General features: G+C 35.6%; 21 protein-coding genes. 8 read left to right on the plus strand and 13 right to left on the minus strand.

Going from position 1 to position 23107, the window contains the following annotated elements:
- The first annotated feature begins 75 nt into the window (after positions 1–75).
- The 8 genes from AC5YGG_RS02935 (at position 76) to AC5YGG_RS02970 (ending at position 7174) form a co-directional block, all read left to right on the plus strand.
- The gene (locus tag AC5YGG_RS02935) at positions 76–570 is read left to right on the plus strand and encodes a hypothetical protein (RefSeq protein ID WP_496142922.1); all 495 of its coding nucleotides are present in this window, start codon (positions 76–78) and stop codon (positions 568–570) included.
- A 29-nt stretch (positions 571–599) separates the two neighbouring features.
- On the plus strand, positions 600–1427 hold the full coding sequence (locus tag AC5YGG_RS02940) for a YoaK family protein (RefSeq protein WP_496142924.1): 828 nt from the start codon (positions 600–602) through the stop codon (positions 1425–1427).
- Between the two features lie 328 nt (positions 1428–1755).
- Positions 1756–3546 carry a DNA mismatch repair endonuclease MutL gene (gene mutL / locus AC5YGG_RS02945; protein WP_496142926.1) on the plus strand — a complete coding sequence of 597 codons (1791 nt, stop codon included), beginning with the start codon at positions 1756–1758 and terminating at the stop codon, positions 3544–3546.
- A 5-nt stretch (positions 3547–3551) separates the two neighbouring features.
- Positions 3552–4280 (plus strand): rhomboid family intramembrane serine protease, encoded by a 729-nt coding sequence (locus tag AC5YGG_RS02950; RefSeq protein ID WP_065395472.1) that lies wholly within the window; start codon positions 3552–3554, stop codon positions 4278–4280.
- A gap of 9 nt (positions 4281–4289) precedes the next feature.
- The gene (locus tag AC5YGG_RS02955) at positions 4290–5291 is read left to right on the plus strand and encodes an endonuclease/exonuclease/phosphatase family protein (protein ID WP_496142928.1); all 1002 of its coding nucleotides are present in this window, start codon (positions 4290–4292) and stop codon (positions 5289–5291) included.
- 76 nt (positions 5292–5367) lie between these two features.
- Positions 5368–6339 (plus strand): endonuclease/exonuclease/phosphatase family protein, encoded by a 972-nt coding sequence (locus AC5YGG_RS02960; protein WP_496142929.1) that lies wholly within the window; start codon positions 5368–5370, stop codon positions 6337–6339.
- Between the two features lie 4 nt (positions 6340–6343).
- A complete protein-coding gene (locus AC5YGG_RS02965; protein WP_496142931.1) occupies positions 6344–6706 on the plus strand; it encodes a hypothetical protein in 363 nt (120 codons plus the stop codon).
- 27 nt (positions 6707–6733) lie between these two features.
- Positions 6734–7174, plus strand: coding sequence for a hypothetical protein (locus AC5YGG_RS02970; protein WP_496142933.1), 441 nt, complete (start codon positions 6734–6736; stop codon positions 7172–7174).
- 61 nt (positions 7175–7235) lie between these two features.
- Here the strand turns inward: AC5YGG_RS02970 and AC5YGG_RS02975 are convergent, their stop codons facing one another.
- From AC5YGG_RS02975 to AC5YGG_RS03035, 13 genes are all read right to left on the minus strand, one after another.
- Positions 7236–8768 carry a GH3 auxin-responsive promoter family protein gene (locus AC5YGG_RS02975; protein WP_496142935.1) on the minus strand — a complete coding sequence of 511 codons (1533 nt, stop codon included), beginning with the start codon at positions 8766–8768 and terminating at the stop codon, positions 7236–7238.
- Between the two features lie 105 nt (positions 8769–8873).
- Positions 8874–9284 (minus strand): BrxA/BrxB family bacilliredoxin, encoded by a 411-nt coding sequence (locus AC5YGG_RS02980; RefSeq protein WP_496142936.1) that lies wholly within the window; start codon positions 9282–9284, stop codon positions 8874–8876.
- Positions 9285–9742: 458 nt separating this feature from the next.
- Positions 9743–10189 (minus strand): GatB/YqeY domain-containing protein, encoded by a 447-nt coding sequence (locus tag AC5YGG_RS02985; RefSeq protein ID WP_496142937.1) that lies wholly within the window; start codon positions 10187–10189, stop codon positions 9743–9745.
- A 93-nt stretch (positions 10190–10282) separates the two neighbouring features.
- A complete protein-coding gene (ftsZ, locus tag AC5YGG_RS02990; protein WP_496142939.1) occupies positions 10283–12175 on the minus strand; it encodes a cell division protein FtsZ in 1893 nt (630 codons plus the stop codon).
- Between the two features lie 84 nt (positions 12176–12259).
- On the minus strand, positions 12260–13642 hold the full coding sequence (ftsA, locus tag AC5YGG_RS02995; protein WP_496142941.1) for a cell division protein FtsA: 1383 nt from the start codon (positions 13640–13642) through the stop codon (positions 12260–12262).
- Positions 13643–13729: 87 nt separating this feature from the next.
- Entirely contained in the window at positions 13730–14707 is a 978-nt protein-coding gene (locus tag AC5YGG_RS03000; RefSeq protein WP_496142943.1) for a cell division protein FtsQ/DivIB, read from the minus strand.
- Between the two features lie 65 nt (positions 14708–14772).
- Positions 14773–16131: a UDP-N-acetylmuramate--L-alanine ligase gene (murC, locus tag AC5YGG_RS03005; protein ID WP_496142944.1), complete on the minus strand. Its 1359-nt coding sequence runs from the start codon at positions 16129–16131 to the stop codon at positions 14773–14775.
- A gap of 6 nt (positions 16132–16137) precedes the next feature.
- A complete protein-coding gene (gene murG, locus AC5YGG_RS03010) occupies positions 16138–17241 on the minus strand; it encodes an undecaprenyldiphospho-muramoylpentapeptide beta-N-acetylglucosaminyltransferase (protein ID WP_496142945.1) in 1104 nt (367 codons plus the stop codon).
- Positions 17242–17300: 59 nt separating this feature from the next.
- Positions 17301–18554, minus strand: a complete 1254-nt coding sequence (locus AC5YGG_RS03015) for an FtsW/RodA/SpoVE family cell cycle protein (RefSeq protein ID WP_496142946.1) — start codon at positions 18552–18554, stop codon at positions 17301–17303.
- 51 nt (positions 18555–18605) lie between these two features.
- On the minus strand, positions 18606–19931 hold the full coding sequence (gene murD, locus AC5YGG_RS03020) for a UDP-N-acetylmuramoyl-L-alanine--D-glutamate ligase (RefSeq protein WP_496142947.1): 1326 nt from the start codon (positions 19929–19931) through the stop codon (positions 18606–18608).
- Between the two features lie 84 nt (positions 19932–20015).
- Positions 20016–21257, minus strand: a complete 1242-nt coding sequence (gene mraY / locus AC5YGG_RS03025; RefSeq protein ID WP_065395458.1) for a phospho-N-acetylmuramoyl-pentapeptide-transferase — start codon at positions 21255–21257, stop codon at positions 20016–20018.
- 92 nt (positions 21258–21349) lie between these two features.
- Positions 21350–21562, minus strand: a complete 213-nt coding sequence (locus tag AC5YGG_RS03030) for a four helix bundle protein (protein ID WP_496142984.1) — start codon at positions 21560–21562, stop codon at positions 21350–21352.
- A 46-nt stretch (positions 21563–21608) separates the two neighbouring features.
- A complete protein-coding gene (locus AC5YGG_RS03035) occupies positions 21609–23069 on the minus strand; it encodes a UDP-N-acetylmuramoyl-L-alanyl-D-glutamate--2,6-diaminopimelate ligase (RefSeq protein ID WP_496142948.1) in 1461 nt (486 codons plus the stop codon).
- Positions 23070–23107: the final 38 nt, after the last annotated feature.

A 23107-nucleotide genomic window follows, 5' to 3' on the forward strand; every position in this document is an offset into this window, starting at 1 on the left:
CCAAAGATCTTCTAATCTGACCGTTCTATTTTTGTATCATCAAAAAAGATCAACACAAAACAAAATAATAAGAACATGGCTAAAACAATTTTAATTGCTACAGATTATTCTCTCGAGTCATTAAACATATTGAAAAAAGTTTTAAAAGAGAAGGACGCCTCAGAAGATCAGAACCAATATAATATCATTCTAACTTCTGGATATGATTCCGGAGATTCTATCAGAGATCTTTTGTTCAATACAAAAACTACGGTTTTCAACAAAATCAGACCTGAAGAATTTTGTGATGGTTATGGAATTATTAAGAATAAATATCCTCATTTGGTTAATAAGATCATCTGTGATGTATTTACCGGAAGCTTTCAAAGAACTTTTAATCAGTATATAAAAGCAGAAAATATTGAAGAAGCCTATTATTCTTCATCCATTAAAAGCAAGGGCAAAGGTAAGTTTGATATTACTCCTTACATTAAAAAATGCAAAGAACTGACATCTCAGGATATAGCCATTGAGATCAGAGAAAAGCTTCCGGAAAGAGGAAGGCTTGCAGAGATCTTTGTGGAAGCTTAAAAATAAAACACAATTTAAAAATATAGAAAATGTTAAGAAATTATAGTAACAGCAGGACACTGGGAGACAATATCAGATTGGGGACGCTGACTGCCTTCACGGCAGGTACTATAAATATAGCATCCCTACTTATCTTTCTCTCTTTTACATCCAATGTAACAGGACATTACGCTATCCTGGCAGCAGAAATCAGTAAAGGTAACTGGTCTCAGGTTGCAGTAATGGCAAGCTGGATCTTTCTATTCTTCTTCGGAAGTTTTTTATCCAACTTTATTGTAATTAACTTCAATAAAAAAAGTAAATATTTTGCTCACGCAATGCCTCTTGTATTGGAAATAATATGTTTATTGGGTGTAGGAGTATACGGACAGCTCTATTACCGGAAAACATTAGAAGAAACAGAAGTGTTGGTAGCGATAATGCTTTTTGCAACAGGATTACAGAATGGTTTAACGGCAAGTATTTCCAACTTCTCTGTGAAAACTACTCACCTTACAGGAACTACTACCGATTTAGGGATTTTAGTTTCCATGTTTACCCAAAAGAAATATAGGAAAAACGGGGAATTAATTGGAAGAGCTAAACTGCTGTCAAGTATTATGCTTGCGTATGTATTGGGAGCCGTTTTTTCAGGATTAACGTATTATTATTTAGAATTTAGAGTATTTTATATCATCAGCATATGTCTTCTTGCTGTCATCGGATATGATGCTTATAAAATTCATGTAAGACACTTTAATACCAAATACAGATACAACAGGATCTATAAGAAACCTAATCTTTTAGCTTATCTGTATGAAAAGATCCATGGTATCCCTAAAAACAAGAAGGAAAGAAAACTTGTTTTTGAAGATTGAAATATTAGGTGAAAGTAAATATCACTATTAATTTTTTGTATAAACTAGCTGTGAATGCCCTCTTTTTCTCTATGGAAAGGGGGCGTTTTTTAAATCCTGAATACTATTAATTGTCTGTATGCAAAAACAACGATCATGTTTATGATGTCATAAAATCGAATGTTACCAAATTAAATCCGGATCTCTGCTAATGCCTGTGGTTAAAATCATTAAAAAAGAGAGTGGGGATAAATGTGGTAAAAATGTTGATAATTAAATATTAATTCACCGTTTTAATATTTTTATTCCCGTTTTCATTGACTATTTTTGTAAGTTGATTTACGTTTTTATGTCAGATATTATTCAGCTTTTACCGGATCATGTAGCGAACCAAATTGCAGCGGGAGAGGTGGTGCAGAGACCTGCATCCATCGTGAAGGAACTTTTGGAAAATGCTATAGATGCAGATGCAACGAAAATTGAACTGATCATCAGAGATGCCGGAAAAAATCTTATCCAAGTGGTAGACGACGGAAAAGGAATGTCCGAAACAGATGCTAGAATGGCGTTTGAAAGACATGCCACTTCCAAAATCAAAGGAACGGAAGATATATTTAAGATTGCTACTAAAGGTTTCCGTGGAGAAGCTTTAGCGTCTATTGCTGCCGTTTCACAAGTGGAGCTGAGAACAAAACAGAAAGGAACTGCTATCGGAACCAATATTTATATCGAAGGTGGTGTTTTTCAATTTCAGGATCCTGTACAAACAGCTGAAGGATCGAACTTTCTGGTAAAGAATTTATTTTATAATGTTCCGGCACGCAGAAAGTTTCTGAAGAACAATAATATTGAATTCAGACACGTAATCGATGAATTTCAACGTGTTGCACTAGCACATGAAGGACTTGAGTTTTCTCTGTTCCATGACGACGAAGCCGTATTCAGATTAAGAAAAGGAAGTCAAATGCAGCGTATTGTAGATGTTTTCGGAAGAAAGCTGCAACCTCTTTTGATTCCCATTAAAGAAGATATTATCTGGTGTAAACTTCATGGATTCGTAGCGAAACCCGAAGGCGCAAAAAAAGCAAGAGGGGAGCAATTCCTTTTTGTAAATGGCAGATATTTTAAAAGCCCATACTTCAATAAAGCGGTTCAGGAAGCCTTTGAAGGTCTTCTTCAGCCAGGATATGTTCCGTCATTTTTCCTTTATCTGGAGCTTGATCCTGAGAAAATTGATGTGAATATTCATCCACAAAAAACAGAAGTAAAATTTGAAGATGAACATCTTATTTTCGCTTTACTTCGTTCTACAATTAAGAGATCTCTTGGAATTTATAATGTTTCCCCAAGTCTCGATTTTGACAGAGATCCGGAGTTGGATGAAATGATGAATAAACCTATTCCAAGCAAAGGAAACGGAGGCGGAAGCAGTGTTATAAAGATGCCAGAAATTATTGTAGACAGAGATTACAACCCGTTTTTGGAAGAAAAAAATGTAGTACATCCCGAAGAAATTCAGAATCTTACAGAAATGTATCATCAGAATATCACCGCAGAACCTTCAAAAATTAATTTATTTGAAGATGAAGATTTTGATGAAGACCTGATGAGACTTCCCAACGGCTACTGGCTGTTCAATAAAGGAGATGTAACCCTGATGCTGGATCTTGGAAGAATGCACAGATTATTGGTATCTGAAAACAATAAATCTACCAGAAAATCAAGTACAAACAGTCATGCTCTTTTGTTCTCCTTAGAATATCATATGAATGAGATTGAGAAAAGTAAGTATGAATCTTTCAAAAAATATCTTCCGGAACTAGGGTTTGACATGAAAATTGCTCATGAAAGTGTATTGAGAATAGATTCACTTCCTGAAGGCTTAAAAGAAACGCAGGCAATGCAGTTCCTTGAAAACCTTTTTGAGATCCTGGATTATAAGACCGAAGACGAATTCTTGCATTACTACCATAACCAATGGAATAAAATGCAATCCAAGTCAAGGTTTGATTTTATTTATAAAAAAGATGCAGAACAGGTGATCAAAGATTTTACAGCTTTAGGATTCCCTGAATTTTTGCCAGATGGAAAAAGATGCTTCTATGAAGTACCGTTTAATGATTTTAAAAACAAATTCTAGAAAATATGTTTAACAATATACCGCCAATTACAAGGAATATTATCATTATTAATGTTATCGTATTTATTGTTACATCTTTAATGGGGAATCAGGTGATTGGATACCTTGCCGGTTTCTACCCATTCTCACCATTTTTTCATTCCTGGCAGATTATTACCCATATGTTTATGCATGGAAGTATTATGCATATTTTGTTTAATATGATGACGCTCTTTAGCTTCGGTCCTATTTTGGAACAGGTTTTAGGAGAAAAGAAATATTTAATTCTTTATTTCTTAAGTGGTTTAGGTGCTTTCTTTTTATTCAATTTGTGGAATTTCGTTGAAGCTCAGCAACTTTCAAGTGAATTACAACAATTAGGATTTAATGTTGGAGCTTATCTTTCCGGTGCCAGTGTTGAATTTGCAGGAAATGCAGATGCTGTTCTTAAGCAGAAAGAATTATTAGAAAGCTTGAAAGGTATTGTTGCAACACCTATGGTAGGTGCTTCCGGAGCAATTTTCGGTGTAGTTGCTGCCTTTGCAACATTATATCCGGATTCAAAAATTGGAATTATGTTTATTCCTGTTCCTATTAAAGTAAAGTACCTATTACCTATCGTTATCGTTGTTTCTGTTTATCTTGGGATTTCTGGTAACGGAGGAGGAATTGCTCACCTTGCGCACGTTGGAGGAGCTTTAGTAGGATGGATATTGGCACGAATTTGGAAAAAACATTTGTATAGATTCAATTAATAAATTTTTGTGAAAATTTTCCGACTCATCATCCTGGTCCTGCATTTAGGAATTCTGTTTCTATTGCTGGGATCATTGCTAAATGCTTATATCCCGCCTAAGATATTTCCGTGGTTTAACCTGATTTCACTAGGTTTTCCTATTCTAATGTCTCTTTATATTGTTCTTATTTTTTTCTGGATATTCAGCTGGAAAAAACGGGCATTTGTATTTATGTTTGCTGCATTAATATTTATTAATCCGGTAAAAAGGTGGATTAATTTTTCTTCAGAAAAAAAACAAGATCTTACTTCTGTAAAAATTTTATCATTTAATATTAAAGCAGGAGCAATGGGAAAAGAAGCGGTCTTTAATTATTTAAAGGCTCAGAATGCTGATGTCATTCTTATTCAGGAAGATCATGGTATGGAATATCCTACATTAAAAAACTATAACAGAACAACTTCAAACGGACTTTTAACAATATTATCAAAACATAAATTGTCTAATGAAAAAATAATTTATTCTGAAGATGAAAGTGTTGATTTACCTGCAGGGGTACAGGCAGATATTGAGATAAAAGGAAAAACTTATAGATTTATTGATGTATATCTTTACCCGTTTCAGTTTGAAAAAAAGATGATAAAGCTCAATGGGAATACTGATGAAGATGAACAAAAATTAAAAGGTATTGTAAAAAAATTAATTCCAACTTTTAAGAAACATCAGGGGCAGGTAAAACAAATTCGTCATGCTATTGATACTTCACCATATCCCGTTATTGTTGCCGGAGATTTCAATTCTGTTCCGAATTCTTATGAATATTACCATGTTTCTGAAAATTTGAACGATGCATTTTTACTTACAGGAAAAGGAAGCGCAACAAGTTTTCATGATTATAAATTTCCAATTAGGATCGATTATGTTTTTTTATCAAAATCTTTAATGCCTATTTCCTACGTTGTTGACCGTTCTGTCAGTATTTCAGATCATTATCCTGTAATTTCTGAGGTGTCATTAAGTGAAAAATAATCATAAAAATAGTTAAAATTTCGTTGCTTGGTCAGATTTTTGCTTGCAAAACTGAGTACCAAGACCGTTTTTTTACATGAAGTCGAATCAGATATTACTATTTATACATATTGCCGTTGTCGTTTTGCTGTTATGCACGCTGGGAAATGCATGGGTTCCGCCTAATCTTTTAGGAAACCTTAATCTTCTTTCTCTAGGTTTTCCATATATGATATTGGCACACCTTCTTCTTACAATGGTTTGGGCTTTCAAAAAACAAAAAATTGCCATTGCTTTTGCTTTTGGAACTTTACTTTTTTTCAATCCCATAAGAAGATGGGTTAATTACTCACCTAAAGTAGATAATTTAAAAACAGTACGTGATATCAAAGTCTTAACCTTCAATGTTAAATACGGTGAATATGGATGGGATAAAGTGAAAGACTATATCAAATCACAGGATCCGGATATCATTTTAGTTCAGGAAAAAGATACCAACCGCGCTGTAAGACAAGATCTAGTAAAGTACCCTTCAGTAATCCTTAAAACAAAACATAAGATCATTAGACAAGCTGAGATCATTGAAGATAACTCTAGAGGAAATTCTTTCTATGCAGATGTTAATATTAATGGTAAAATCATCAGAATTGTAAATGTTTATCTTGAACCTTTCAGGCTTCATAAAACAATGTTTACAAAGTTGGATGCTTTTGGATTTGGAAATGTTTCAACACTTCTTTCTCATATGATTCCTACGTTTCAGGCTCATGAAGATCAGATTAAAAAAATCAGAAGAACGATTGACTCTTCACCATATCCCGTAATTGTTGCCGGAGATTTTAATTCTGTTCCGAATTCGTATGAATACTACAACCTTGGAAAAGACCTTCAGGACGCTTTTGTGAAGACAGGAAAGGGAAGTGCCAGCAGTTTTCATGATTATAAAATACCTTTAAGACTTGATTATATTTTCAGTTCAAAATCAATTATTCCACTAAGCTATAAAGTAGATCAGTCTGTGAAATTATCAGATCATTATCCTGTAATTGCAGAATTTCTACTAAATTAGTTCCATGAAAAATTTACTGTCTGCGATTTTTATTGTTACCATTTTATTTACAGCCTGTTCCAAGAAAGAAACTCCCGGATTTGGTGCTGAACAGGAAGTAAAGGTACAATATGATACAACTGCTATTGATTCTTTTTCAACAGGAGCTGTTACCGTGGATATTGCCCGTAAAATAAGAATGTCTTCTCCTCAGTATCGTGACTCTATAAAACAGGTTCAAAAGGCTTTGGAAGAAGAGAAAAAATTAAAGGCAGAGCTTGAAAAAGAAAATAAACTTAAAGCCGACGAAGAAAAGAAAAAAGCAGATGCTGAAAAAAAGTCTAAAGCTTCACTATCTTCATCTGCCACTGAAGTGAAAGCAGAATAAGAAATCATCATTTTAAAAATATACAATATGAAAAAGCAAATTCTTACAGCATTAGTGATTTCAGTATTCACTGTTGCCTGTACAAAATCTACAACAAAGTCAGAACAGGTAGAAAATCCGGACGGATCAGTTACAACCACTACAACCACTGTTACAGAAACACCAGGAGTTGACACCGCAAAGGTGAATCAGGCAAAAGAAAATGTTGACAAAAAGCTAGATCAAGCCGGAGAAAAGATTGATAATGCCGCTCAAAAAGCTAAAGATAAGATTGATGCCACTGCAGATAAGACAAAACAAGATCTTAATAAAGCAGGGAAGGATATTAAAACTGAGGCAGACAAAGTAGGAAAAGATATTAAAACCGGAGCTCAGGAGGCTGGAAAGGATGCCAAAGAAGCAGCAAGAAAAGGAGCAGCAAAAGTAGAAGACGCTGCTAAGAAACTAAAAGAAGATTTAAGTAAATAATAAAGAAAACCGCAATTGAGATTGCGGTTTTTATTTTTAATGATGAGCTCAAAAACATAGATTAAGTTTTCTCCATCATAACTTTGTTCATTTCCAATAACGGGTCTATATATTCCCTGTCATTACTTAATCTGGGAACCTTATTCTGACCACCAAGCTTACCTTTGGATTCTAACCAGTGATAGAAAAGATTGTCTTTTGCAATATGGACAATTGGTCTTCTCAGGGTCATATTATTATATCTTTTTGCTTCGTAATCTGAATTTATTTTTTTCAGGTGTTGATCAAATGCATCAATAAAATGATCAAGATTATCGGGATACTGGCTGAATTCAAAAATCCACTCATGGGCACCGCCTTCATTTTCTTTCATAAAGACCGGAGCTCCTGTAAAATCTGTAATTTGTGCTCCCGTTACCTCACAAGCTTTTGAAAGAGCAGATTCTACATTGGTGATCATTAATTCTTCCCCAAAAGCATTGATATAGTGCTTTGTTCTGCCTGTTATCTTTATTCTGAAAGGGTTGGTTGATGTAAATACAACTGTATCTCCAATAAGATATCTCCAAAGTCCTCCATTGGTTGTAATTACCATTGCGTAGTTCTTACCTATTTCGACATCTTCAAGGCTTACTACTTTCGGATTTGAAAAATGGAACTGATCCATTGGAATGAATTCATAGAAAATACCATAATCAAGCATGAGAAGCATTTCATCACTGTTCGATCTGTCCTGAATTCCGAAAAAACCTTCAGATGCGTTGTAAATTTCGTAGTAATTGATGTTTTTTCCGATGATCTGCTTGTATTGCTCTCTATAGGGCTTAAAACTGATTCCACCGTGAAAAAAGACCTCTAAATTAGGCCATAGCTCGGAAATACTGCCTATATTGGTTTCCTTTAAGACTCTTTGAAGTAAAACCATCATCCAGCTAGGTACCCCAAGGATACTTCCTACATCTTCATTTTTTACTTCAGAAGTAATAGCTCTAAGTTTACTTTCCCATTCGCCCATCAAAGAAACTTTCTTGCTCGGAGTTGTTGTTATTTCAACCCAAAACGGAAGATTATCGATGAGAATAGCTGATAAATCACCAAATTTTGTGTTAAAATCAGCATAGAGTTCGGAACTTCCGCCTAAACGTAGATTTTTGTAATTAAAAAGTTGGTTTTCCGGATGATTATTGGCGTAAATAGACACCATATCTTTTCCAGCCTTCATATGACAATATTCAAGACTTTCTGTTGAAATCGGGATGAATTTGCTCTTGGCATTCGTTGTTCCGGAGGACTTTGCAAAATGCTTAATAAGCCCGGGCCAGCTTACATCCTTATGCCCCTGTCTTGCTTTTTCAATAAAAGGTTCAAAATCCTCATACGTTACAATAGGAACCTTATTTTTAAAGTCCTGGTAACTGGAAATAGAATTGAAGCCATGAAGTTTACCATATTCCGTATCTTCTGCATGAAACAGTTGAGAAAACAATATACCTTTCTGTGTTTCAATGGGATGATCCATGAAATTTTGAATCTGATCTATCCTCTGACGGATGAACCAGTTGACCACAGTATTGAAAAGTGCTTTTGTTGCCATTCCAACAAATATAATGATATTTGAATGTTTAGGAAATTTTTTATCGGGATAAATAAAAAAACCGTTACAAAATTTGTAACGGTTTATGATTGAGTGTATTATTTGTTAGCAATACTCGTCATAAGCAGCCTGAAGATTTGCCGCAATAGCTCCTGCAGGATTTCCTTCAATGTGATGTCTTTCCAGCATGTGAACTAATTCTCCATCTTTGAAAAGTGCCACACATGGTGAGCTTGGAGGGAATGGAGCAAGGTGTTTTCTTGCTTCTACTACAGCTTCCGTATCAAAACCTGCAAATACAGTTGTTAAATGATCAGGTTTTTTATCTCCTGTTAAAGAGTATACTACTCCGGGTCTTGCAGCACCAGCAGCACATCCACACACGGAGTTGATTACTAATAATGTAGTTCCTGACTGCTTTAAAGCATCTTCTACCTGAGATGGAGTTGTTAAATCCTGAAAACCTTTATCTGTAAGTTCAGCCTTCATAGGCATTACTAAATCTGTTGGATACATATATTTTGTTTTTTTATCAGTACAAAGTTAAACATTTCTTTACGTTTGTTCAATACATAATAACTATCAATACGTTAGTCAATATAAAATTAATTGAATATTAATAATATAACAATATTCATAAAAAAGTGAATTAAGATTAGGAATAATAAAATATAATTATTAAATTTGAAATGATTCTGAAAAACAGACGACCATGAAAAAAACATTTACGGCTTTCCCTCAAGCAATCAACCACTTAAATACTGTCTGAAATATGGTAGTAGTTAGACTCTTTCTTTAGTTTTTAATTCAAAATCTGAATCAAAAACTTAAACCCAACGAAAAAATGAAGCCCGAGACTCAAAGTCCCGGGCTTCTTTAATCAAATCGATATGCAAAGGTTGTATATCCTTAGTTATGGAATGAGATACGCATTCGAGATCAGTAATCCACCTGAACTCTACATCCGTATCACATTATGAAAGGAGTTTTTTAGCCATCTCGGAAATACTTTTTCCGTCAGATTTTCCGGCTAATGCTTTTGAAGCAGCTCCCATTACCTTTCCTAAATCCTTAATAGATTCAGCTCCAGTTTCTGAAATAATATTTTTAATTTCGGTTTCCAATTCGTCAGCAGAAAGCTGCTTAGGTAAAAACTGCTCAATGACTTTCATCTGAGCTTCTTCTACATCTGCAAGGTCTTGTCTTCCCTGAGCTGCAAACTGCTCAAAAGAATCTTTACGTTGCTTGATCATTCTTTGAAGAATAGCAATCTCCTGTTCTTCGGAAACTTCTGCTCCTCTAGCTTCTGTTTTTAAAAGAAGAATCTGAGATTTTACAGCACGTAGAGAATCCAAGGCAACTCTGTCCTTTTCTCTCATAGCTGTTTTTATAGCTTCACTTATTGTATTTTCTAAACTCATAGTTTTAAATTTAACAATGTATCAATGTAACAGTTTACCAATGATTATTAGTACATGTTGTTACATTGGTACATTTTTACATTGTTATATTAATTAGTCTACGTCTTTATTCAAAAATCTGTTTTCTCTGATCTGCATAGAGCCATTGTTGTCAGACAGATAGGTGTTAATATTCTGATCTGATGCATTGGTTCCGTCAATCGAGATATTTTTTCTTTTGAAAGCAGGAATAGATTCAAATTCGCTTGTGCTGTCAAAGCTTTGATAGCGTGAGTTGAATTCTTTTAATTTGTTTCTTCTTTCAATTACTCTTTCCTGATCGATGGTTTTATTCACAAAGGTAAAACCGGATTCTTCAGTTTTTGGAGTTTCAATTTCAGTTCTGCTTTCATAAGCAGGCTTTACTTCTTCCTGTTTTTGGTAGAAAGTTTCAATTTTTTGTTCAGGTTCTGCTACAGCACTTGTTGGAGCATTAAATTCTGCTTTAGGCTGTCCGTAATCTGTTTTAGGTTCGTTTCTGATAGGTTCATTAACGAAGAAGTTGAATTCAACCGGTTTCTCCTGTGAAGAATTGTTGTTGAATACATTTCCAGACTGAGGATCTTCTTTTTTATTGTCGAAATCAAATGAAAAAGACTGAATTTCCAAATCGTTTGGATCTTCGTCCTCTCCTTCAATAGAAAGGCTGTATTCTTCCTGCTCATCCTGATTTCTCCACCCTTGTTCAGGAGTATTAACTGTATTTTGTTCTTTATCAAAGAATTTTATCTCGGTCTTGATTTCTTCTTCCTCAATAATCATCTTTTTTTCAGTAGAAGCTACATTGAACGGAGTGTCGTGGTCTTCGTCATCCAGTCTGAAAAGGCTTTTTCCACCGAAATCATGAGTTATTTCAGGAGCAGACTCTCTCTCTTCTCTTGTTTTAAAAGGAGAGGATTTTGGGGTCTCTAAATTGTCATTAAGACTGATTCTGATTTTCTCTGTAGGACCTGCAAATTTCTTATTGTCATTAGAGAATCCTGTAGCAATAACAAGTACGCTTACTGCATCTCCTAATTCTTCATCAGCACCCACCCCAAAAATGATATCAGCTGTATTTCCGGCTTCTTTCTGGATGTGGTCCATAATGATACCGATTTCATCCATGGTAACTTCTTCCGCACCACTTCTGATCAACAATAGTACATTTTTAGCACCTGTAATTTTGTTGTCATTCAATAGCGGGGAGTCTAATGCTTTTCTTACGGCTTCTTCAGCTTTATTTTCGCCAGAAGCAGTACCTGTAGACATTAGGGCAGTACCGGAATTCTGAAGTACAGATTTAGCATCTCTAAAGTCAATGTTTACATCAAAGTAACCTGTAATTACTTCTGCCATTCCTTTAGCAGCATTCGCTAATACTTCATCTGCTTTAGAGAATCCCTGTTTGAATCCAAGGTTCCCGAATTGCTGTCTCAGTTTGTCATTATTAATAACAATTAATGAGTCAACATTATTTTTTAATTTATCAAGTCCGTTTTCGGCTTGTTCTAATCTTCTTTTTCCTTCAAAGCTGAAAGGTACGGTAACGATACCTACTGTTAAGATTCCCATGTCTTTTGCTACTTTAGCAATAACGGGAGCTGCTCCGGTACCTGTACCACCACCCATTCCGGCAGTGATGAACACCATTTTCGTGTTCTGTCCCATAGCGGCTTTGATATCTTCAATACTTTCAATTGCGGATTTTTCTCCTACTTCAGGATCAGCTCCAGCACCAAGCCCTTCCGTAATGGAAGTTCCCAACTGAACTTTATTGGCAACAGGGTTATTATCCAGAGTCTGAGCATCCGTATTACAGATAACGAAGTCAACCCCGTGGATCCCTTTTTCGTACATGTGTTTTAGCGCGTTGTTTCCTCCGCCTCCTACACCGATTACTTTTATGATGGATGAATTTCCTTTTGGTAGGTCAAATGAAAATCCTTGTGTACCTATATTTTCCATAACTATACTTTTAATAATGATAATTGATTACTGATAATTGATAAGGAAAAGATCGTTTATCGCTTATCATTCATCATTTATAATTTACTCTACTTCTTCAAAGAATTTTTTTACTTTTTCCATAAGCGACTGTCCAAAGGTCAATTTCGCTTTTCTAATTTGCTGCTTTTCATCTGCAGCAGGTTGTTCCTGAACGGGAACTGTCTGCTGAACCGGCTGAATAGTTTCTGCCTGTACAGGAGCTGCTTCGGGCTTAGTTTGCTCTTTTACAACTTCTTCGATGTCATCTACAGTCTGTTTTTTGTCTCTGATCTTTAAACTTTCCATCAGCAACCCAATAGATGTAGCAAATTCAGGACCTTTCAGATACTGATTTTTATCGTTGGCAATGTATTCGTTTGCAAAACCGATTCTACTATCAAAACCTGTTGTATAATTGGCAAGCTGACGAAGGTGCTTTAAGTTTGAACCACCACCGGTCAAAACAATTCCGGCAATAAGTTTTTTCTTTTGTTCAAAAGCTCCGTATGCCTTCAGTTCTGTGTTTACCATTTCCAAGATTTCTTCTACTCTTGCATTAATGATCTGAGCAAGGGTTTTTAAGGAGATTTCTTTATCTGGTCGCCCATGCAGCCCAGGAATTGTTACAAAAGTACTGTCTTTTTCCAATTCTGGAACAGCCGAACCGAATTTTACTTTCAATTGTTCTGCATGTTTTTCTATAATAGAGCATCCTTCTTTAATATCTTCGGTAATAATTCCGCCTCCGTAAGGGATTACGCAGGTATGACGGATGATATTATCTTTAAATATAGCAATATCTGTGGTTCCCCCACCAATATCAACGATTGCTACTCCGGCTTCTTTTTCTTCTTTGGTAAGTACGGCTTCTGAAGAGGCTAATGGTTCCAATGTAAGGGCTTCCATTTCTAATCCGGCTTCACGTACACATCTTGCGATGTTTCGGATGCTTCCCATCTGCCCCACTACCACGTGGAAATTAGCTTCTAAACGCTTACCGTGCATTCCTACGGGTTCTTGAATTTCCCCTTCGGAATCTACTTTATATTCTTGTGGAAGTACATGGATAATTTCTTCTCCAGGAAGCATAACAAGCTTCTTGACCTGATCTTTTAATGCTTCAATGTCATCATCTGTGATGAATTTATCCGGATGTTCACGCATAATATAATCGGAGTGCTGCAGAGAACGGATGTGTTTTCCTGCAATACCTACCGTTACTTTACGGATAGGAACCCCAGCACTGGATTGTGCTTCGGATACTGCAGCCTTGATTGAATTAATTGTTTGTGAAATATTATTCACAATACCTTTATGAACACCAAGACTTTTAGCTTTTCCTACACCGAGAACTTCTATTTTCCCGTGTGCATTCCTTCTTCCGACAATCGCGACTATCTTTGTTGTCCCGATGTCCAGACCTACTGAATACTCTTGATTTTCCATTTTTATATCGATTTGATTTTTTTCTACTTTTTCTACAATCAGGATAATCTCCTGGTTTTGTGTTAATTTGTCCTTTTTTCTTGTCTTTTACTCTATTTTTACCTTGGGTTTCGGCTTAGGTTTAGACTGTGCCGGGACCGTTGATTTTTTTTCCGGTTTTTTAGCTTCCTTTTGTTGTGTTTTTGGTTTTGTACTCTCTTTCGGTTTTACGGATGCTGAGTTTGTTTTTTTTACTTCTGTTGTTTTTGGTTTTACTTCTGCTTTTTTTGCAGTAGCTGCTAATGCAGGAGCTTTTGCCAATTCTAACTTACCAGCTTTCAGGATACTGTCATTCTCTTTAAAATAAGGATTTAAGGTTGTTACAATCTGATTCTGATATTTAACAGATACCATGCTGTATTTTTCCGGGTCCTGATAAACTAGGTATTTTTCCACAAAAGTTTTAAATCCCTTTACCTTAAAGTCAATATTATCCAGATCTCCTATTTCTACTCTGTAATTTCCTTCACTTGTCAGAAGATTATAGCTGTCTTTGTTTTTTGAAATTCCGATGAAGAATTTTTTGCTAAAATCATCTTTGTCGATTTTACCCACTAATTCTGCCAGTTTTTCATATTCATCCGGTTTTACATTTCCTGTTACCAGCATACAGGGATGAGAATAGGTTCTTGAGATCGGGAATTCAACACCTTTTTCATCTACATAAAAGTCTTTTCCATCTTTATTAAGCCTAAAAATCGGGACTCTCTGTTTGATATCCAGATTTAATTTCCCGTTTAGATTTAAATAGACATTGGCACTGTCTACGGCAGGAAGTAAATTGATCTTCTTTTCTAAGGCAGGGATATTAAGATCTCCTACAGTTCCTGATGGATTTTCATTTTTTACAATATTTCTGATGTCTTTCTCATCAACAAAGTAAACCGGAGTTTTTTCATTCATCTTTACAGAAATATTATTATCTGTAATCTTCTGGCTGCTGAATCTCTTCAACGAGAAACTCAGTAACAATCCCAAGATGATTACGGTGACAACAATTTTTAATATTCTGTACTTATTTTTCATACATTTTTTGTATTCATGTATTTATGTAAAATGTATTCATGAATACGTAAATACATTATTACTGTTTACAATTTATTTATCCATTCGCAGATCGGGTCATACAGGGTATCTATATTTCCGGCTCCTACGGTGAGGAGGATATCAAAATCTTTTTCTTTTATTTTTTCAAAAGCATCGGATAAATCGGACACTTGTTTTTTATCTAATGTTACTTTTTCCAATAGCCATTTTGAGGTAACTCCTTCAAAGTTCTCCTGGAGTTCTCTTGCAGGATAGATGTCTAATAAGATAAGTTCATCAGCATTACTTAAACTTTCAGCAAACCCATCGGCAAAATCTCTTGTTCTGCTGAAAAGGTGTGGCTGGAAAACAACCAATAACTTTTTATCCGGGTAAAATGTTTTAATAGAGCTCATTACCGCATTGATTTCTGTTGGGTGATGAGCATAGTCGTCTATATAAATCTTACCGTTTTCATAAATATGTTTGGTATATCTTCTTTTAATTCCTTTAAAATTGGCAATTGCTTTTTTCAGCGTATCAAAATCTGCGCCCAAATTGTGTAAAATAGCCAGTGCTACCGTAGCATTTTCTACATTATGTATTCCCGGAATCTCCCAGACGAAATCTTTTATGGTTTCTGTAGGAGTATGGAAGTCAAAATAAATTTTATCATGATCCATTCTCAGGTTGTCTGAGTAATAATCTGCTTTTTCATTTACAGCATACGTGATATGTCCTCTTCCGATTTCTACTCCTTTCCTTACAAATAGTTGTTTGTCTTCCGGCACCAGCGCTGCAAATTGTCTGAAACCTTCTTCAATATGGCTTTTATCACCGTAAATATCCAGGTGGTCTGCGTCTGTTGATGTTACTACTGCCCAATCTGGAGAAAGGTTCAGGAAGCTTCTGTCATATTCATCTGCTTCTACCACCGAGTAAGTAGAGCCATTGTACAGAAAGTTAGACTTAAAATTTTCAGAAATACCTCCTAAAAAACAAGAAAATGGTAGATCTGCTTCTTTGCAAAGATGTGAAACCAGAGTAGACGTTGTAGTTTTTCCATGGGTTCCTGCTACAGCGATACAATCTGTATTTTCTGTAATTAATCCTAAAACTTTTGCACGTTTTAAAACCTCAAACTGATTTTGATTGAAGTAATCTAAGATGCCGAGCGTTTTAATTGCCGGGGTATAAATTACTAATGTGTTTTCTTTTTGAAGGGAGGTGATCCTTTCATCAATAAGATCTTCGAAAACAATATCGATTCCTTCTTTCATCAGATTTTGAGTAAGCTTGGTATTGGTTTTATCGTAACCCAATACTTTTTTTCCGGACGCATTGAAATAGCGTGCCAATGCACTCATTCCTATACCTCCGATTCCAACGAAGTAAAAGTTCTGATATGTTTCTAAATTATTCATTTTTCTTTATCTATTAATCACTTTAAATATCTCATCTACAATCTCTTTTGCTGCATCTGGTTTTGCGAAATATTTCAGATTGTCGGACATTTCTTTTCTTACATTTTTGTTTTCGCAGATTTCCGAAAGTGTATTCCAGAATTTTTCCTGCATTTCAGAGTCTTTTACCATTCTTGCAGCATTCTTTTCAACTAAATTCATGGCATTTTTAGTTTGGTGATCTTCCGCTGCAAAAGGGAAGGGAACCAATAATACAGGCTTTTGTGCTACTGCCAGCTCTGAAATGGCAATGGCTCCGGCTCTAGAAACGATGATATCTGCTGCGGAATATGCAAGTTCCATGTCTTTGATAAATTCAAGGATCTGAATATTTCTTGAGTCAATATCTTTTGTTTCTTCTATGATATCTTTATAATCAAGTTTTCCTGTTTGCCAGATCAGCTGATAATCTTTGTTTACAATTTCTTTTAAATGCGTTTTCCATGCATTATTTAATGTTCTGGAACCTAAAGATCCTCCTACTGATAGAATGGTAAGCTTGTCTTTATTAAGCCCCATTTTTTGTTTTGCCTGAGCGGTTTCCAGCATTCCTGAAATAATCGTCGAACGAATAGGGTTCCCCAGAAATTTGATCTTTTCAGCGGGAAAGCCTGCTACTTTCGGATATGCTGTAAATATAGCTTTAGCTGCTTTACTCAGAATTTTATTGGTAACTCCTGCGTGGGCATTCTGTTCCTGAATAAAAACCGGAACTCCCTGCTTAGTCGCTTCATATAAAGCGGGACCGCTTGCAAAACCTCCTGTTCCAATAGCAACGTCTGGCTTAAATTCTTTGATAATGGCTTTTGATCTGCTTAAACTTTTGATAATCTTGAAAGGAAGTCCTAAATTGGATAATAGGTTTCCTCTGTCGATTCCTGCGATATCAATTCCTTCTATTTTATAGCCTGCTTGTGGAACTTTTTCCATTTCCATTTTTCCATTGGCTCCGATGAACAAAAATTCTGTATCAGGAAATCTTTTTTTGATTTCGTCTGCGATGGCGATTGCAGGAAAGATATGTCCTCCTGTTCCTCCGCCTGATAGTATTACTCTTAATTTTTTGTTCATTTTAATTAATAGGACTGCGTCCGATTTTTTGTTAAATCGTCCCTTCGGGACTCTTTGGTTTATGCGATATCGTTTATTTCTGCTATGCTTTGCTTTTTGCCCATTCCTTCTTCATCGTAAATCTGAATTCTTGAGCTTATATTCAGGATAATTCCTAGCTGTAAATAGGTTACCAGCATGGAGGTCCCCCCGTAACTGATCAATGGCAGAGGTTGCCCTGTTACCGGGATCAGATTGACTGCAACGGCTATATTTACCGAAAGCTGTATAAAGATCATTACCCCGAGACTGAGCACGAGCAACGATCCGAAGAAAGCTGGCATTTTACTGGCTATCATTACAATCCGTATCATCATAATGAGATAGAGACTGACCAGAAAAGCGGCTCCTATTACTCCGTATTCTTCTACGATAACTGCGAAGATAAAGTCGGAGGCAGACTGAGGAAGCATTTGCTTTAATGCACTTTTTCCAGGTCCCATTCCGGTAATTCCGCCGTGTACGATAGCTGCTTTTGCCTGCATTACCTGATAATTTTTGGCTTTTACGCTTTCATCATCAGTGTCTGCTGATTTTGCTTTACTTGATGTAAAGGTTTCGATACGGCTCATCCATGTATGAACACGGTTTCCACCGATCATGTTTGTATTCAATGCAATCAACAAGAAGAATACAATGGCTACAAATGATGCGGAAATGAATCCTGCGATATATTTCCAGTGAAGCTGTCCTATCACCAGAACAATCACGGAAACCATCAGAATCATTAATGCTGTAGAACCGTTATCTTTTGCTACTAATACAAAAACAAGAAGGATAGGACCGAAAATATACATGATATTCTCAATGGGAAGCCTTTCTCGAGTTATTTTTTTTGTTAAATATCTACACAGGTAGATAATTAGCATCAGGAATGCAAATGATGAAGGCTGGAACGAGATGGGTGTTCCCGGAATTTTCAGCCATCGGGAAGCACTGGCTCCGTCAATGGTTTGTCCGGTAAACATGGTAACGATCAATAGAACAATCATCAGACCGAGCAGAATGCTGCTGAGTTTTCCGATGTATTCATATTTTATAGTTCCAACGAGTCTCATAATTACTAAACCTAAGACTACAAAGAACATATGTTTGATAACGTGACCTGTAGTGGTTCCGTTATTAACAATATATTCCAGGTTTGAACTAGCAGAGTAAACAGGGAAAATAGAGAAAATGGAGATCACAAGAATGACCATCCAAAGTACTTTATCGCCCTTTAGAAATTCAAATCTGCTTTCTGTATTCTGCTCGTCCATAATATTTGTGTTCATGTATTGATGTAAATGTATTGTTGATGATACTTACTACATTAATACTTACCTTTATTTTAATACTTGTTCTTTAAACTGACGTCCTCTGTCTTCATAGCTTTTGAATAAATCAAAGCTTGCACAACATGGTGACAGAAGAACGGTGTCTCCGTTTTTAGCCAGTGATTTTGATATTTTCACGGCTTCTTCCATGCTTGAAGTATCATAGATGAACTCTTTTTTATCCTTAAAGAAATCAATGATCTTCTTGTTATCAATTCCAAGGCAAACAATTGCCTTTACTTTCTTTTTGACTAAATCTTCAATTTCGGTATAGTCATTTCCTTTGTCTAGTCCTCCAACAATCCATACAGTTGGCGTCTTCATACTTTCCAATGCGTAGTAAGTGGCATTTACATTGGTTGCTTTACTGTCATTGATGTATTTTACTCCTTCAATTTCAGATACAAATTCCAATCTGTGTTCTACTGCCTGGAAGGTCATTAATGAATGTCTTATGCTTTCATTGTTGATCTTTAATATTTTACCGGCAATGGAAGCGGCTAAGCTATTGGCTACGTTGTGATTTCCTAACAGAGACAATTCTTCAACTTTCATTGTGAAATCGTCTTTCAATTTAACCACAATCTGATCATCATTTACAAAACCTCCTTCTTCCAGTTTCTCTTTTGTAGAAAATGGGATCATCTTAGCTTTTATTTCAAGCTTTTCAAGAAGGTTCTTACTCATTTCGTCATCTTTATTGTAGATGAAGAAATTATCATTTTCCTGATTTTCAGTGATCCTGAATTTTGCCAAAGCATATTCTTCATAGTTGTAGTTGTACTGATCCAGGTGATCCTGAGACAGATTCAACAATAAAGAAATATATGGTCTGAAATTCTGAATATCATCCAGTTGGAAAGAGCTTACTTCCAATACATAATATTCATGATTTTCATCTGCAACCTGCTTTGCAAAGCTATATCCTATGTTTCCACCCAGCCCTACATTTAATCCGTCATTTTTTAGGATATAGTAGATCAGGGAAGTTGTGGTTGTTTTTCCGTTGCTTCCTGTAATGGCGATGATCTTTGCATCTGTAAATTCAGAAGCGAATTCAATTTCAGAAGAAAGTCTTATTTCTTTTTCATGAATTTTGTGGATAATCTCTGCCTTTTTCGGAATTCCAGGGCTTTTTACGATCCAATCGGCATTTAAAATCCTTTCTTCATCGTGGTTTCCTTCTTCAAATTCAATTTGATTTTCGGTAAGAAACTGCTTATAGTTATCTTTAATGGCTCCTTTATCTGAAAGAAATACTTCCAGACCTTTCTTTTTAGCCAAATAAGCAGCTCCACATCCGCTTTCTCCTCCTCCTAAAACAACTATTTTCATATTTATTTTTAATTTAATGATTGAAAGATTTTAAGATTTAAAAATTTTTAAATGCTTACATCGTTCAATGTTTTAAATGACTGGTTATCTCATTTTTAGTGTGATCAGACATACAATTGCCAGTATTACTCCGATGATAATCATTCTGTTTACGATTTTACTTTCGTGAAATCCATCTTTCTGATAATGGTGGTGTAATGGTGACATTTTGAAGAGTCTATTGTTTTGGGCATATTCTAACCCATATTTTTTCTTTCTGTATTTGAAAACGATTACCTGAAGCATTACAGAAAGGTTTTCGATCAGGAAAATTCCGCATAAAACAGGAATCAATAATTCTTTTCTTAAAATAATAGCTAGAACGGCGATTACTCCTCCCAGCATCAAACTTCCTGTGTCTCCCATGAAAACCTGAGCAGGATAGGTATTGTACCAGAAAAATCCGATAACTGCTCCTACCATCGCGACGGCAAAAATGGTGGTTTCACCCATATTCGGGAGGAACATGATATTCAGATAATCTGCAAAAATGATGTTCCCGGAAAGGTAGGCGAAGAGGGCAAGAGTAAGTAATATAATGGCACTTGTTCCTGCTGCGAGACCATCAATTCCGTCAGTAATATTGGCTCCGTTTGAGACAGCTGTTACAATGAAGATCACAATAGGTATAAAGACAATCCATGCCCATTCGTGGGCATCTTTTTCATTCATCCAAAACAGGATTCCGCTGTAATCGAACTCATTGTTCTTTGCGAATGGTACTGTAGAAACGGTGATTTTTTCGGTAGGCATAAAGTTCTGCTCTACGTTGTTTCTATTTACCACCTTTGCATCGGCATATTTTCTTTTAACGGTAATGTCTGGGTGGAAATACATTGTAACTCCTACAATTAATCCTAATCCAACTTGTCCTACAATTTTGAATTTCCCGCTTAAGCCGTCTTTGTTTTTCTTGATTTTCTTTAAATAATCATCCAGAAACCCTATAGCTCCCATCCAAAACATTGAAACGAGCAGCAACACAATGTATACATTGGTAATTCTTGTAAAAAGTAATACCGGAATAATGGTTGCCAAAATAATAATAAGCCCTCCCATAGTAGGAGTTCCTTCTTTTTGTTTCTGTCCGTCTAACCCTAAATCACGTACCAATTCACCCATTTGTTTTGTTCTCAGGTAATTGATTACTCTTTTTCCGTAGACAAGAGCAATAATCAGGGAGAACAGCACAGCCATTCCGGCACGGAAGGAGATGTATTTCAACATTCCTAATCCGGGGATGTGGATTCCATGGTCGGTTAGATATTCGTATAGGTAGTATAGCATGTTTCTGTTTTTTTATTATTTAAAAATTTAATTTATTTAAAGATTTAAAGATTGGGTTTCTCAATATTTTCACTTAAATACTTAATAAAGCTTTATATGTTTAAAGAAATTTTTCTTGAGAGAGTAATGATTTCTTCTGCTTTATTTTCGTCACCTAATTTTAATCTTTTACTTACAATCAGCATGCTTCTTACTTCAGCACAGCTGCCTTTTGCAATTTTTAAATATCTAATAAATTGTCTGTTATTGTTATATTCTGAGCCTTCTGCAATATTGTTACTAATTGAAAAACTCGCTCTTTTTATCTGGTTATTAAATTCAAATTTCTTTTAATGAATTTAATCGTTCAATTTACTTGCTCATTAATTTCCAAAGCTCATTAATTACTTCTTTGTCATCAAAATGATGTTTCACACCATTAATCTCCTGATATGTTTCGTGTCCTTTTCCGGCTACGAGAACGATATCCTTAGGTTCTGCAAATTTTATTGCCATTTTTATGGCTTCTTTTCTATCAGGAATTGAAGTGTATTTGCTGAAGTTTTGTGGTTCAACGCCTGCTTCAATTTCTTTGATAATCTGTCCTGGTTCTTCTGTTCTCGGGTTATCTGAAGTGATAATTGCCAATGTTGATTTTTTGGTGGCAATATTTCCCATTTCAGGTCTTTTTGAGTGATCTCTGTCGCCTCCGCAGCCGAAAACGGTGATTAATCTTTCGTTTTTCGTTCTGATATCGTTAATGCTGTCCAGAATGTTTTCTAAAGCATCCGGAGTGTGTGCATAATCTACTATAAAGAAGATTCCGCCATCTGACTTGAAGGTTTCAAATCTGCCGGAAACTCTTTTTAATTTACTAATTGCCTGAAGAATTTCATCCTGCTCAAAACCAAGCTCTTCTGCAATCCCGAAAACCAACAGTAAGTTGTAAACATTGAATTTTCCTGTTAGTGTTGTCCAGAATTCCTTTCCATTAAAGTTCAGCAACATTCCATTGAAATCAACTTCTAAAAGTTTCCCGTGGTAGTCTGCCATTGTTTTCAGAGCATAAGACTTCTTTTTTGCCTTAGTATTCTGAAGCATTACATTACCATTTTTGTCATCTACATTGGTGATGGCAATGGCTGTATCTTCTAGTTCATCAAAGAATCTTTTTTTCGTTTTTAAGTATTCTTCGAATGTTTTGTGATAATCTAAATGATCATGGGTAAGATTGGTAAATCCTGCTACTTTGAAATGTAATCCTTCAATTCTGTTTTGAGCAATTCCGTGGGAGCTTACTTCCATAAAAGCGAATTCGCATCCTTTCTCCACGGCTTCAGCTAAGATTTTATTGATGGTAATTACATCCGGAGTGGTATGAGTAGCTGGAATAATTTCTTCCCCAATTCTAATTTCAACTGTTGATAATAATGCAGAATCATATCCTAAGTTCCTGAAAACATCAAAAAGTAGGGTAGAAACAGATGTTTTTCCGTTAGTTCCGGTAACGCCGATCAGTTTTAGTTTCTGAGAAGGGTTTCCATAGAAATTGGAAGCAAGGTGTCCTAAGGCTTTAGCAGAATCTTTTACTTTTACATAAGTTACATTTTCTGCCAGTGTTTCAGGAAGCTCTTCGCAAACAATTGCTTTTGCTCCTTTTTCAATAGAAGATTCAATGAATGAATGTCCATCCACCACTGTTCCTCTCATTGCGATGTAAAGAGAGTTTTCTGTAACTTTTCTGCTGTCGAAAACCAGTTCTGATACTTCACGGTTGTTATCTCCGTGGATTTCTATTACTGGGATTCTGTTTACTAATTCTGTTATTATCATTTTTTATCAATAGGACTTTATCCTATCTGGGCTTAAAT

This window comes from Chryseobacterium sp. CS2K3 (genome assembly GCF_059515185.1).

Coding starts and splice junctions, on each gene's coding strand:
- AC5YGG_RS03000 (WP_496142943.1), bottom strand. CDS start 14,707: ATGAAAAATAAGTACAGAATATTAAAAATTGTTGTCACCGTAATCATC.
- AC5YGG_RS02980 (WP_496142936.1), bottom strand. CDS start 9,284: ATGTATCCAACAGATTTAGTAATGCCTATGAAGGCTGAACTTACAGAT.
- AC5YGG_RS02975 (WP_496142935.1), bottom strand. CDS start 8,768: ATGGCAACAAAAGCACTTTTCAATACTGTGGTCAACTGGTTCATCCGT.
- ftsZ (WP_496142939.1), bottom strand. CDS start 12,175: ATGGAAAATATAGGTACACAAGGATTTTCATTTGACCTACCAAAAGGA.
- AC5YGG_RS03035 (WP_496142948.1), bottom strand. CDS start 23,069: ATGATAATAACAGAATTAGTAAACAGAATCCCAGTAATAGAAATCCAC.
- mutL (WP_496142926.1), top strand. CDS start 1,756: ATGTCAGATATTATTCAGCTTTTACCGGATCATGTAGCGAACCAAATT.
- AC5YGG_RS02965 (WP_496142931.1), top strand. CDS start 6,344: ATGAAAAATTTACTGTCTGCGATTTTTATTGTTACCATTTTATTTACA.
- AC5YGG_RS02940 (WP_496142924.1), top strand. CDS start 600: ATGTTAAGAAATTATAGTAACAGCAGGACACTGGGAGACAATATCAGA.
- murD (WP_496142947.1), bottom strand. CDS start 19,931: ATGAAAATAGTTGTTTTAGGAGGAGGAGAAAGCGGATGTGGAGCTGCT.
- AC5YGG_RS02960 (WP_496142929.1), top strand. CDS start 5,368: ATGAAGTCGAATCAGATATTACTATTTATACATATTGCCGTTGTCGTT.
- AC5YGG_RS03015 (WP_496142946.1), bottom strand. CDS start 18,554: ATGAACACAAATATTATGGACGAGCAGAATACAGAAAGCAGATTTGAA.
- AC5YGG_RS02985 (WP_496142937.1), bottom strand. CDS start 10,189: ATGAGTTTAGAAAATACAATAAGTGAAGCTATAAAAACAGCTATGAGA.
- murC (WP_496142944.1), bottom strand. CDS start 16,131: ATGAATAATTTAGAAACATATCAGAACTTTTACTTCGTTGGAATCGGA.
- AC5YGG_RS02935 (WP_496142922.1), top strand. CDS start 76: ATGGCTAAAACAATTTTAATTGCTACAGATTATTCTCTCGAGTCATTA.
- murG (WP_496142945.1), bottom strand. CDS start 17,241: ATGAACAAAAAATTAAGAGTAATACTATCAGGCGGAGGAACAGGAGGA.
- AC5YGG_RS02950 (WP_065395472.1), top strand. CDS start 3,552: ATGTTTAACAATATACCGCCAATTACAAGGAATATTATCATTATTAAT.
- mraY (WP_065395458.1), bottom strand. CDS start 21,257: ATGCTATACTACCTATACGAATATCTAACCGACCATGGAATCCACATC.
- AC5YGG_RS02970 (WP_496142933.1), top strand. CDS start 6,734: ATGAAAAAGCAAATTCTTACAGCATTAGTGATTTCAGTATTCACTGTT.
- ftsA (WP_496142941.1), bottom strand. CDS start 13,642: ATGGAAAATCAAGAGTATTCAGTAGGTCTGGACATCGGGACAACAAAG.